Below are 12510 nucleotides of genomic sequence, written 5' to 3'. Positions count from 1 at the left end.
TCTCTCGTTGTTTAATTTTCAAGGTCCTGTGCTCTCTTTCAAGCGGCTTTCCTTTTAAGCTTTTCGCTTTCAGTTTTTTGCCGTCTCTCTCGAGCGCTTGTATATAATACCACGGGGAACCCTTTTTGTCAACACTTTTTTTCGTTTTTTTTAAGTTTTTTTCGATTTTCTTTTTTGTGTGCATATATTGTGTTTTGATTTCGCAAAATCAACAACATACAGTGTAAGCAAAACCGCCGCTTTCGCTTTTTCTTTTGCGTTTTTCGGTTTTTTCTGAAAAAAGTCCGAAAAACTTTTGAAAAAACTTTGAAAAAAATCGCTTCAAACCGCTTTTACTCTCTTTTACAGAGGGACAAAGTATGCTATACTGAAACGTATCGGGCCCCTGTGCCCTATATAATAGTATATATGACGGAGGTAAAAAAAGCAATGCCTATTCGTATACAGGCGGATTTGCCCGCCATTGAGGTTTTGGAGTCCGAAAACATCTTTGTGATGACGCACGAGCGCGCCGCTTTGCAGGACATTCGCCCTTTAAAGATTGCGATACTTAATTTGATGCCGACAAAGATCGAGACCGAGACGCAGCTTTTGCGTTTGCTGGGCAACACGCCGCTGCAGGTGGACGTTGAGTTGCTGCACATGGCATCGCATGTCAGCCGCAACACAAGCTCTTATCATCTGAATACATTTTATAAGACCTTTAACGACGTGAAGGACCAGCGCTTTGACGGCCTCATCATCACGGGCGCGCCGGTGGAAAAGATGCCGTTTGAGGAAGTGGACTACTGGGACGAAATGTGTGCCATTATGGAATGGAGCAAAACGCATGTGTATTCCGTTCTCTATATCTGCTGGGGCGCGCAGGCCGGTCTTTACTACCATTATGGCATTCAGAAGCATTTGATGAAAGAAAAGCTCTCCGGTATTTACAATCACCATGTGTTGAACCCGTATCATCCCTTGATGCGCGGCTTTGACGATAATTACTTTGCGCCGCACTCGCGCTACACGGAGGTTTACCTTGACGACATCAAAAAGCACGACGAGCTCATTGTACTTTCGCTCTCCGACCTCGCGGGCGTGCATATCGTCGCCGAAAAGAGCGGGCGCAAGTTCTTTGTGACGGGCCACGCGGAATATGACCGCGACACGCTGGCGAAGGAATACTTCCGCGACATCAATAAGGGTTTGAACCCCAAAGTGCCGTACAATTATTTCCCGGATGACGACGACCAGAAGACACCCCCGTTTACGTGGCGCAGCAACGCACATCTGCTTGTTGCGAACTGGCTGAACTACTACGTTTATCAGCAAACGCCGTATGATCTGAACCATTTGGAGGGCTGAGCGCCCTCTCCCCTATACTATTATATATAAAGGAGAAAGATTTCCGATGAAATACGATGGCATTATTTTTGACCTGGACGGCACCCTGTGGGACGCCGTGGAGGAAGGACATCTGGTGCTGCTCGAATATTTAAAGACACAGCCGGACGTGACGCACCTGCCCACAAAAGAGGAATACGCAGGCGTGATGGGCCTTGGTATGGACGATCTGGCGGAGAAGCTGTTCCCGTACCTTTCTTACGAGCGCCGAATGCAAGTCTTTAACGAGGATTTCAAGCTGGAATGTGAATATCTTGCGGAGCACGGCGCAAAGCTATACCCGCATATGCACGAGACACTGAAAAAGCTTTCCGAAACGCACACGCTGTGCATTGTGAGCAACTGCGACAACGGGTATATTCAGGCGTTTTTGAAGGCGCACAACATGGCGCAGTATTTTACGGACTATGAGTGCATGGGCAGCACAGGTAAGCCGAAGGCCGACAACATCGCGCTGGTCGTGGAGCACAATCACTTGAAAGCCCCGGTATACGTGGGCGACACGGTGTGGGATTATAACTCCGCGACACAGGCGGGCGTGCCGTTTATTTTCGCCGCTTACGGCTTTGGCAATGTGGAAAACGTGCCGAAGATTTACGATATTGCGGAGCTGCCGGCGCTGGTTTAAGACGCCGCTTCCGCTTACGATACTATGAGAGATGGGAGAAACCGAAATGAGAACCGAATTGCTTTTTGAGAGCTGCCCGTTTCTCACCAGTGCAAACATGACGCTGAGCCGCCTTGGTTTTGCGGACGGCGACGCACTGTGGGAGATTATGCAGGACGAAGAACTGTACCGCTACGAATATGAAGCGCCCGCCAAGGAGCGCGTGCAGGCGGAATATAAGATTCAGGATGCAAACGCGCAGTTTGCCGCAAAGCGCACCGTAACGCTCGGCGTATATGCAAACACCGACCTCGCACACCTCATCGGGTGGATCGAGATCGGCGGTGCGGACGAGGGCATGAACATGGTGCAGCTGCGCTTTTTGTTCGGCCGCCGCTGTGTGGGCACGGAATATCCGGCAGAAGCTATGGGCGCGCTGTGCCGCTACCTGTTTGAGATGGCACGCGTGAACCGCGTGCAGTCCGTTTGCTTAGATGCGGACATTGACAAGCAGCGCATTTTGGAGAAATCCGGCTTTCAGCGCGAGGGCGTTTTGCGCGAATGCCACCGTTGGGAGCGTCAGGGCGTTGTGAATTTGGCGTATTACGCCATGCTGCTGAGCGACTACAACTTCTTAAAGAACACGCGCACCGTTTTGGCGGGCGCGGAAACAACCTCACAGCAGCAGACCACGCAGACGGAGGAGTAATTTTTTCTCGCGACGGCTGATTTGCACCTGTGTGGTGCCGAGCCTTTTGGCCGTTTCCGTTTGGGTCTGATTTTTAAAATAGCGATAGTAGATAAGGCGCTGGTCCTCCTCGGGCAGCGCCTTTAGTATTTGCTGCAAGGCGAGGTGATCGGTGATTTTTTCTTCCGGTGCGTCGACGGGAATGTCCGTCTCGTTGTTTTCGTCGTCGCCGGTGAGAGAAACGGGCTGTGCCGCGGCATTCAGGGCTTCCGCGCACTTTTCTTCGGGAACACCGAGCTTTTCCGCAAGAACGGACACACTCGGCGCTTTTCCGGTCTCCGTTTCGATCTGTTCGGATAGGCGCACCGCTTTTATGGAAAGCTCTTTCAATCCGCGCGAAACCTTTACCGTGCCGCCCTCGCGGAACAGGCGGCGCATTTCGCCTAAAATGACAGGCACGGCGTATGTGGAAAACTTATAGCCGCGGTCGGGGTCAAAGTGTGCGGCGGCTTTGATGAGCCCCTCGCAGCCCGCCTGAAAGAGGTCGTCGTATTCGATGCCGCGCCCGAGAAAACGCGGCACAAGCGCGCGCACAAGCCCCACGTTGCGCTCGGCAAAGTCTTTATTCTCCATTCGGCTTGCGCTCAAACCGTTTTGTGAGCGTCACGGTGGTGCCTTTTTGAGGCTTTGAAATGACACGCACGCTGTCGCAGAAGCTTTGCATCACGGCAAAGCCGAGCCCCGCGCGCTCCTCTCCCCCGGTGGTAAACAGCGGCTCCATGGCTTTTTCGATATCCGGGATGCCGCAGCCGCGGTCGCGCACCTTGACCTGCACGGTGCCGTCCGCGTAGATTACAGCCGTTATGTACACGGTGCCGATGGTATCGCGGTAGCCGTGGACAATGGCGTTCGTCACGGCTTCGCTGACGGCGGTCTTTAAATCGTTTAAGTCTGTGACGAGGGGGTCAAGGCACAGGACGAACGCGGAGACCGCGCCACGCGCAAAGCTTTCGTTGACGGAGCCGGACGGGAAGCGCAGCTCCATGCGGTTGATGATCTGTTTCATCTTTTCGCTCCTTTCCCGGTGTCTTCCAGCACCGCGAGCGCGGAGACGCCGGAAAGCTCCGCCATTTTCTTTAACTGCGGTGACAATCCGCGTACGGTGACGTGCCCGCCCCACAGCGCCGCCGTGCGGACACGGCCGAGAATCAGCCCGATGCCGGAGGAATCCATAAACGGTACCTCTTTAAAATCTAAAATCAGCTTTTGCGGGCGCACTTTTTTCGCTGTACTATCGATCTGCTCCCGCATTTCACCGGCAGTGTGGTGGTCGAGCTCGCCGCGCATGGAGGCCGTCATCGCACCGCCTTTTAATTCAATTCGCAAATTCATCGTGTTCGCTCCTTTAAGGCCCGAAATGTCCGTTTGAAATTTAAATAATAACAAAAAGGACAGGCTCCTTAGAAAATTCTAAAGGAACCTGTCCGTATTTTTTGCCGCAGTGTGTCGGCCGATTAAATTTGTGTTACGCCTTGTATTTTTCGATGGCGAGGTCGCGAATTTCAGATGCTAAGAAGAATGAACCGCAGATGACGAGCACTTCGTCGCCTGAAACGGTTGCTTTCTCTATCGCGTCTTTCATGCTCTGCGCAGGCTGCACGTCTTTGCAGAAGTGCTTTGCTTCGTCCGCGAGGGCTTCCGCCGATAAAGAGCGCGGGTTTTGCGGCTGCACCGTGATAATTCTCTCAAAGTGCGGCGCGGTCAGCTCCAGATAACGCATGCTGTCCTTATCCGCCATCATGCCCATAATGGCTGTGATATGACGGCCGGAAAGATGTGTTTTGAGCACTTCATGCAACGCAGAGGCACAGCCGGGGTTGTGGCCGCCATCTAAAAGCACGAGCGGCTTTTGGGACAAAATCTCCATACGCGCCGGGATATACGCCGAGGCAAATCCCTTTTGCAGCGCCTCATCGGTGATGTTTGCGTGCTTTTCGCGCAGAACGTCGAGCACGGTAAGCGCCGTGGCGGCGTTGTGCACCTGATGCACGCCCGTAAACGGCAGCGTAAGCGGCAGGCCGCGCCACGTAAGCGCGGTGCCCGTAAGTGCAGTACCGTTTACCTGCATGTTCTTTTCATCCGGGATATGCAGGTGTGCGCCGCGCTCGTTGCACGCCGATTCGATAGTCTCGAACACGGACGGATCCTGCACGGGGTACAGCACGACGTCGCCGCCTTTTTTGATGATGCCCGCTTTCTCGAACGCGATCTTCGCGTAGGTATCGCCTAAAATCGCCGTGTGGTCGAGCGAAATGGACGCAATGGCCGCAGCTTCCGGCGTATCGATGACATTCGTCGCGTCAAATCGACCGCCGAGACCGACCTCGAGCACGACAAAATCGCAGTTGCGCTGCGCGAACCAATCGAACGCGAGCGCGGTGATGAACTCGAACTCCGTAACGGTATCGCCTGCGGCTTCAAGCTCGTCCGCAACGGGCGACACGCGCTTTACTTCTTCGATGAGCTCCGCCTCGGGGATCATTTCGCCGTCGATGCGGAAGCGCTCACGGAAATCGAGCACATACGGGGACGTGTAGAGGCCCGTGCGGTAGCCTGCCGCCGTAAGCACGCTCGCGATAAGCGTGCAGGTGGTGCCCTTGCCATTCGTGCCGGCTACGTGGACAAAACGCGGCTTCTTCTGCGGATCGCCGAGCTTTTTGCAGAGCGCTTCAATGCGCTCCAGCCCCGGCTTGATGCCGAAGCGCAGCCGGGAATTGATCTTTTGCAGTGCTTCTTCGTAGGTCATTATTGATAGCTCTCCAATGTTTCGAGGATCAGTTTGATCTTTGCTTCCAGCTTTTCGCCGTTTGCCTTTACGCCGTCGATGACATTCTGCGGCGCTTTGGAGGTGAATTTTTCATTTGCAAGCTTCGCCTTGACGGTATCGAGCTGCTTCTGTGCGTTTGCAAGCTCCTTGTTGAGACGTGCGGTCTCCGCTGCCTTATCGACAAGATCGTCCATCGGCAACAACGCCTTTGCGTCGTCGGTCACAGCCGTTACGGCCCCCTGTACGTCAAAGCCCGTGCCGATCTCAACCTTGGAGCCGTAAGCGAGGCGTGCGATGAATTCGCTCGCTTCCTCATACGGTGCCGGATGCGCGGTATCGATGTAGATGTGCGCTTTCTTCGACGGCGGCACATTCATCTCATTGCGGCGGGTGCGGATGGCACGGATGAGCGCCATAACGTTTTCGAGGTTCTTCGCTTCCTGCGGGAAGGAGAGGGCTTCGTCGTACTCCGGCCACTTTGCGACGATGAGGGCTTCACCGTCATGCGGCAGCGTCTGCCAGATTTCTTCCGTGATGTACGGCATAAACGGGTGCAGGAGCTTTAAGGTGTTGCTCATCGTCCAGACGAGGACACGGCGGGCGCTGTCTGCGCTCTCTTCGTCCGCGCCGTTCATGCGGATCTTTGCAAGCTCAATATACCAATCGCAGAAATCGTCCCAGATAAAGTCATAGAGCTTGCTGACCGCCATGCCGAGCTCGAACTTCTCGAGGTTTTCGGTGACGGCTGCCGTGACGTTATTGAAGCGGTTTAAAATCCACTTATCGCTTGTATAGAGCTTCTTCGGCAGGGCGCAGTCGATGTCCTTGCCTTCGATATTCATAAGGATAAAGCGTGCGGCGTTCCAGATCTTATTGGCAAAGTTTCTGGAAGCGCTGACCTTTTCCTCGGAGAAACGCAGGTCGTTTCCGGGGCTGTTGCCCGTAACGAGCGTAAAGCGCAGGGCATCTGCGCCGTAAACGCTGATGACATCGAGCGGATCGACACCGTTGCCGAGAGACTTACTCATCTTTCTGCCCTGTGCGTCGCGGATGAGGCCGTGGAAGAACACTGTGTTGAACGGCACTTCGCCCATGTGCTCAAGACCCGAGAAGATCATGCGTGCCACCCAGAAGAAGATGATGTCATAACCCGTGACGAGTGTGTTCGTCGGGTAGAAATATTTGAGTTCTTCGGTGTTATCCGGCCAGCCGAGCGTGGAGAACGGCCACAGCGCGGAGGAGAACCACGTATCAAGCGTATCGGGGTCGCGGGTCAGGTGTGTGCCGCCGCATTCCGGGCAGACGGTAGGCACGGTCTCGGAGACGATGGTCTCGCCGCACTCGCAGTACCACGCCGGAATCTGGTGACCCCACCACAGCTGACGGGAGATACACCAGTCCTTGATGTTCTCCATCCAATTATAATAGACCTTATCCATGCGCTCCGGAATGAAGCGAATGTCGCCGTCCTTGACGGCATCGATGGCCGGCTTTGCGAGGGGCTCCATTTTGACAAACCACTGCGTGGAAACGCGCGGCTCTACAACGGTGCCGCAGCGATAGCAGGTGCCGACGTTGTGCTTGATCGGCTCAATTTTAATGAGGAAGCCTGCTTCGTCGAGATCCTTGACAATCTGCTTTCTGGCCTCGAGCGCCGGCATACCGGCGTATTTGCCACCATTTTCGTTGATGACACCGCCGTCGTCCATGACGTTGATGACGGGCAGATTATGGCGCAGACCAACCTCGAAGTCGTTCGGGTCATGTGCCGGGGTGATCTTCACAACGCCGGTACCGAAGTCCTGCTCCACGTAGCTATCGGCAATGATCGGGATTTCTTTATTGACGAGCGGCAGAATGACCGTTTTGCCGACGAGTGCCTTGTAGCGCTCGTCATCCGGGTGCACCGCCACGGCGGTATCGCCCAGCATGGTTTCCGGACGGGTGGTCGCAAGCTCAATGTAGCCGGAGCCGTCGCTCAACGGGTAACGCAGATGCCAGAAGGAGCCTTCCTTTTCCTCGAACACGACCTCGGCGTCGGAAATGGAGGTCTTACAGTGCGGGCACCAGTTGATGATGCGCTCACCGCGGTAGATGAGCCCCTTATCGTACAGCTTCTTGAAAACGTGGTTGACGGCCTTGTTGCAGCCCTCGTCCATCGTGAAGCGCAGGCGATCCCAGTCACAGGAGGAGCCGAGCTTTTTGAGCTGCTCGACAATCCTGCCGCCGTACTGATCCTTCCACGCCCAGGCGCGCTCCAGGAACTTTTCGCGGCCGATTTCTTCCTTTGTGATGCCCTCTTTGCGCATGGCCTCTACAATCTTCGCCTCCGTTGCGATGGAAGCGTGGTCGGTGCCCGGCAGCCACAGAGCAGAATAGCCCTGCATTCTGCGCCAACGAATGAGCGTATCCTGCAGCGTTTCATCCATGGCATGGCCAAGGTGCAGCTGACCCGTGATGTTCGGGGGCGGAATGACGATGGTGTACGGCTTCTTTTTGGGATCTACCTCGGCATGAAAGTATTTGCCCTTCATCCAGAAGTCATAGATCCGGTCTTCAACTTCTTTCGGCTCGTAAGCCTTAGCAAGCTCTTTAGACACGTTTTCTCCCTCCAGTTTATTAAAACACAAGTGTGTTTATAAATAGTGTGTTTGATGACATTCTATTGACTTAATATTATTGCATTTTCACGGGATTTTGTCAAGGTTTCCGGGCGTTTCGGCGGGAGATTCCGCGGTTTTTACGGATACACTCAACTTTCCCCCACAGGGTGAGTGATTTGTGGAAAACCCGGCGGTCTTATAACATTTCACAGCGTGAAACATTCTGTGTTTTCGGTGTTGTATACAGATAGTATAAGTTCCTTTGCACGTGAAAACGAATAGGGGTTGCATTTTTGTAATCTTTGTGGTACAATGTTACCGATTTGTAATAACTATTGCCCACATCTTTGCGGCGGACCGTCCGCCGTGAACACACGCTTATACGTTTATATAATGTAATGACGAACGGAGGAACACAACAATGCAGAACGTGAAAAAGCTTTCCCGAACGGCTGCGGCCTTTTTGCTTGCCGCGCTTATTTTGATATGCAGCACTGTACTGCCGAACACCGGCACGACCGTCAGCGCGGCTTCCGCGGAGCTGACGTCCATCGGCCTTGCGGAGCACGCTTTAAAGGCCTATCGCGACGGTTGGCAGTATTCTTACGGCGCTTACGGCAACTTCAACTCGAACGGTGTGCGTGCCTCGGATTGCAGCGGCCTTATTTATTCTTACTTCTGCTGGGTGGATGATAACAGCAACATTCAGCCGAACTGGAACTATCCCCGCACCGTTACGGCGCAGGCGAACGACGCGGTGGAATCCGGCCCTATCGATACGATTCCGCGCACGCACGGCCTGATTGTGACCATTGCGAACTATGACCACGTGGGCGTGTACGTCGGCAACGGCATGGTGGTGGACAACAGCACATGGGGCGTTAATATGCGCTACGAATCCATTCCGGGCCATGGTTGGCTGCAATGGCACAAGCTCGGCAGCATTACATACCCCACGACAGGCTGGTATAAGTTTGACGGCGACTATTTCTATTATGAAAACGGCGAATATGTCATCAACACCACCCGCACCATCAACGGTGTGACGTATACCTTCGGCAGCGACGGTGTTTCCGACAAAACGCCGTCTTCCGCAAACGGCAGCTTCTCCGAAGCAGACTCCGCATTCAACGCGAAGACGACTGCCGGTGTGCGCCTGCGCAAGGGCCCTGGCCTTAGCTATGACACCATTACGGTGCTGGCAGAGGGTACAAAAGTGAACGTGACAAGCACGAAGAACAGCGAATGGTATGCCGTGACAACGGCTTCCGGTCAGAAGGGCTACGTTTTCTCCGAATATCTAAACGTGACCGGCACGGTGAACGAGGATGATTCTTCCGACTCCGGCAGCTCCGATAATTCCAACACGGGCACGAACGGCGAGGCCGCAAAGACGACCACCGGTGTGCACCTGCGCAGCGGCAAGGGCACGAATTACAGTTCACTCGGCGTGATTCCGGGCGGCACGGCCATTACCGTAACGGATAAAAGCGACGTGTGGTATGCAGTGACCGTAAACGGCAAAAGCGGCTACATGTACAGCGAATACATCAAGCTGACCAGCACGGGTAGCTCCGATAACAACACGTCTTCCGGCAGCACAGACGGCTCCGCTTCCGCACAGACGAACGAAGACGTACACCTGCGCGAAGGCCGCGGCACAAACTACCGCTCCCTCGGCGTTATCGCAAACGGTACAACCATCACCGTGACGGACACAAGCGTGAGCGACTGGTACGGCGTGACCGTGAACGGCAAGAGCGGCTATATGTTCAGCGAATATATCACAATGAACGGTAGCAATTCCGGCAGCACGGACAGCTCCGCTTCTTCCGATACGATGCGCACCACGGCGTATCTTAATTTGCGTTCCGGCACCGGCACGGACACAAATGTGCTGACGGTCATCCCGGAGGGTGCAAGCGTGACGGTTTTGGAAAAGACCACAAGCGAGTGGTACAAGGTGAGCTACGGCAGCCGCACAGGCTATGTTTTCACCGAATACTTAAAGTAAAGAGCATCGAAATTTCGGGCGGCACGGGCGTTTTCCTGTGCCGCTCCTGTTTTTAGCCGCTATATGGGGTCTAAATTGCTTACAGAGCAAACGGAGTCTTTCAGTTTGTGCAGATTTACGAACTCTCAAAAAAAATACTCAAAAAGACTTGAAAAATCGGTTTTAATTCTGTAATATAGATAACATAGAGAATGGATAACTGTGCGGGAGCCGTCGAAAACCGCGCAGGACTGAATTTGAAGCGACGGAGAAAAGAGGAAATCATGTCCAATAGACTGTTTCAGGGCGTCATTCATCAGATGCGTGATTCCATTGACCGCACGATCGGCGTCATCGACGAGTCCTCCGTGATTATCGCGTGCAGCGAGCTCGGCAAGATCGGCGAAGTAACGGAATCCGTAACGGCGGAAGACATTGCATCTCAGGCTGCATTTGTTTCCGGCAACTACACATATAAATCCTTTGGCAGCCGCCCACGCCCGGAATACGCAGTGTTCGTCTCCGGCAACGACCCGGAAGCCGCAAAATATGTCGGCCTGCTGGCTGTTTCTCTGAACAGCATCAAGCAGTATTACGATGAAAAGTATGACCGCAGCAACTTCATCAAGAACGTTATCCTCGATAACATCCTGCCCGGCGACATTTATCTGAAGAGCCGCGAGCTGCGCTTCAACTCTGATGTCAGCCGCGTCTGCATGCTCATCAAAGTGACGAACCAGACCGATGTTTCCGCGTACGACGTGGTGCAGAATCTGTTCCCGGATAAGAACAAGGATTTCGTCATCAACATCAATGAGACGGACATCGCGCTCGTGAAGGAGATTCGCTCCAACATCGACCCGCGCGACATCGATAAGCTTGCCGGCTCCATTGTAGACACGCTTTCGAGCGAATTCTACACCCACTGCGTTGTGGGCATCGGCACCGTTGTAGACAGCATCAAGGATCTTGCGCGCTCCTTTAAGGAAGCCCAGATTGCGCTTGAGGTCGGCAAGGTATTCGACACCGAAAAGACCATTGTCAGCTATAACAACCTCGGCATTGCCCGTCTGATTTATCAGCTGCCGACCACGCTTTGCGAAATGTTCCTGAAGGAAGTTTTCAAGCGCGGCTCCATTGAGTCCCTCGACCACGAGACGCTGTTCACCATTCAGCGTTTCTTTGAAAATAACCTGAACGTTTCCGAGACCTCCAGAAAGCTGTTCGTCCACAGAAACACGCTTGTTTACCGCCTTGAGAAGATCAAGAAGATTACCGGCCTTGACCTGCGTGAGTTTGAGGACGCCATCGTCTTTAAGGTAGCGCTGATGGTCAAAAAGTACCTTTCCAGCAGCCCCTCTAAATTCTGATTGATTTCTCGTTTTATTTATTCCTAATGCAGCGCCGCACAGAGCCTTTACACGGTTTTGTGCGGCGCTGCTGCTTTCTGCGCAAATTTTTCATTACAAGAAGTTACAAAAGTTACAAAAGTATAACGAATAATTCTTTTTTAGAATTAAAAATGCAAACCATGTTGGTATAATAGCAAGGTGGTATCGTAGGCTTTCTGCGGTATTTCACCCAAATGAGATTTTCATTTGCAAATGACCGGGCGGGCATTCTGCCGCGCCGAGTTTATTTATATCTCCAAAGGAGGAGTACACTTTGATCGAATTCCGCAATGTTTCTAAAGTTTACAATAACGGTACGGAAGCGCTGCACAACATCAACCTGAAGGTCGAAAAAGGCGAGTTCGTCTTTATCGTCGGTTCCAGCGGCGCGGGCAAAAGTACCTTTTTGAAGCTCATTACCTGTGAGGAGCGCCCGAACGAAGGTCAGGTGCTCATTGACGGCCAGGACATCAGCCACATCCGCAAGGGCAAGATCCCGTATGTGCGCAGAAAAATGGGCCTTGTGTTCCAGGATTTCCGCCTCATCGACCACATGACCGTGTACGACAACGTGGCGTTTGCCATGCGCGTTGTGGGCGCCTCCCCGAAAGCCATTAAAAAGCGCGTGCCGTATATTCTGGGCCTTGTGGGCTTACAGCACAAAGCAAAGCATTACCCCACCGAAATGTCCGGCGGCGAACGCCAGCGTGTGGGCCTTGCGCGCGCCCTTGTCAATAACCCCTCCATGATCATCGCGGACGAGCCGACCGGCAACATCGACCCGGCACTTTCCTACGAGATCGTAGATCTGCTCAGCGCCATCAACGAGCGCGGCACCACCGTGCTGATGGTCACGCACGAGCACTCCCTTGTCAAGCACTTCCACAAGCGCATCATTCAGATTCACAGCGGCGAGATTGTGGCCGATACCGCTGCCATCTCCAAGGAGCAGCAGGCTGCGGCACAGGCCGTTGCCACACAGGAGACCGTAGCCGTAGACCGCGAGGCCATT

Annotated in this window: 11 protein-coding genes and 1 pseudogene; 6 read left to right on the top strand and 6 right to left on the bottom strand. The window is 53.6% G+C overall.

Annotation, left to right across the window (positions count from 1 at the left end; genetic code table 11):
* The coding region (locus ACLTX1_RS10745) for a hypothetical protein (protein WP_412330917.1) at positions 1-184 on the bottom strand (184 nt) is incomplete at its 3' end.
* Between the two features lie 245 nt (positions 185-429).
* Here ACLTX1_RS10745 and metA point away from each other — a divergent pair.
* From metA to ACLTX1_RS10730, 3 genes are read left to right on the top strand one after another with little or no spacing between them, the layout of a single operon-like run.
* The gene (gene metA / locus ACLTX1_RS10740; protein ID WP_176820968.1) at positions 430-1350 is read left to right on the top strand and encodes a homoserine O-acetyltransferase MetA; all 921 of its coding nucleotides are present in this window, start codon (positions 430-432) and stop codon (positions 1348-1350) included.
* Between the two features lie 46 nt (positions 1351-1396).
* Positions 1397-2017 (top strand): HAD family hydrolase, encoded by a 621-nt coding sequence (locus ACLTX1_RS10735; protein ID WP_176820967.1) that lies wholly within the window; start codon positions 1397-1399, stop codon positions 2015-2017.
* A 46-nt stretch (positions 2018-2063) separates the two neighbouring features.
* Entirely contained in the window at positions 2064-2705 is a 642-nt protein-coding gene (locus tag ACLTX1_RS10730; protein WP_412330916.1) for a GNAT family N-acetyltransferase, read from the top strand.
* On the opposite strand, the gene ACLTX1_RS10725 is transcribed toward ACLTX1_RS10730, so the two are convergent.
* The 5 genes from ACLTX1_RS10725 to ACLTX1_RS10705 all read right to left on the bottom strand — a co-directional run bounded on the left by ACLTX1_RS10725 (position 2673) and on the right by ACLTX1_RS10705 (position 8111).
* Entirely contained in the window at positions 2673-3317 is a 645-nt protein-coding gene (locus ACLTX1_RS10725; protein WP_308449305.1) for a sigma-70 family RNA polymerase sigma factor, read from the bottom strand. The genes ACLTX1_RS10730 and ACLTX1_RS10725 overlap by 33 nt on opposite strands.
* Positions 3307-3750: an anti-sigma F factor gene (spoIIAB, locus tag ACLTX1_RS10720; RefSeq protein WP_308449306.1), complete on the bottom strand. Its 444-nt coding sequence runs from the start codon at positions 3748-3750 to the stop codon at positions 3307-3309. Before spoIIAB ends, ACLTX1_RS10725 begins: the two co-directional genes overlap by 11 nt.
* Positions 3747-4076 carry an anti-sigma factor antagonist gene (locus ACLTX1_RS10715; protein ID WP_412330915.1) on the bottom strand — a complete coding sequence of 110 codons (330 nt, stop codon included), beginning with the start codon at positions 4074-4076 and terminating at the stop codon, positions 3747-3749. Before ACLTX1_RS10715 ends, spoIIAB begins: the two co-directional genes overlap by 4 nt.
* Positions 4077-4209: 133 nt before the next feature.
* Positions 4210-5490, bottom strand: coding sequence for a folylpolyglutamate synthase/dihydrofolate synthase family protein (locus tag ACLTX1_RS10710; protein WP_343285350.1), 1281 nt, complete (start codon positions 5488-5490; stop codon positions 4210-4212).
* Entirely contained in the window at positions 5490-8111 is a 2622-nt protein-coding gene (locus ACLTX1_RS10705; protein ID WP_412330914.1) for a valine--tRNA ligase, read from the bottom strand. The genes ACLTX1_RS10710 and ACLTX1_RS10705 overlap by 1 nt, the downstream gene beginning before the upstream one ends.
* 424 nt (positions 8112-8535) lie before the next feature.
* Here ACLTX1_RS10705 and ACLTX1_RS10700 point away from each other — a divergent pair, with 424 nt between their 5' ends.
* The 3 genes and pseudogenes from ACLTX1_RS10700 to ftsE form a co-directional block, all read left to right on the top strand.
* Entirely contained in the window at positions 8536-10128 is a 1593-nt protein-coding gene (locus ACLTX1_RS10700) for an SH3 domain-containing protein (RefSeq protein WP_412330913.1), read from the top strand.
* Positions 10129-10391: 263 nt separating this feature from the next.
* On the top strand, positions 10392-11477 hold the full coding sequence (locus ACLTX1_RS10695; RefSeq protein ID WP_176820960.1) for a PucR family transcriptional regulator: 1086 nt from the start codon (positions 10392-10394) through the stop codon (positions 11475-11477).
* A 295-nt stretch (positions 11478-11772) separates the two neighbouring features.
* Positions 11773-12426, top strand: a pseudogene (gene ftsE, locus ACLTX1_RS10690) (cell division ATP-binding protein FtsE); the annotation flags it as partial.
* Positions 12427-12510: the final 84 nt, after the last annotated feature.

The sequence above is a fragment of the Hominenteromicrobium sp. genome, assembly GCF_046974225.1.
Taxonomy (GTDB): domain Bacteria; phylum Bacillota; class Clostridia; order Oscillospirales; family Acutalibacteraceae; genus Hominenteromicrobium; species Hominenteromicrobium mulieris.
This window is presented reverse-complemented; position numbering and strand designations above follow the sequence as displayed.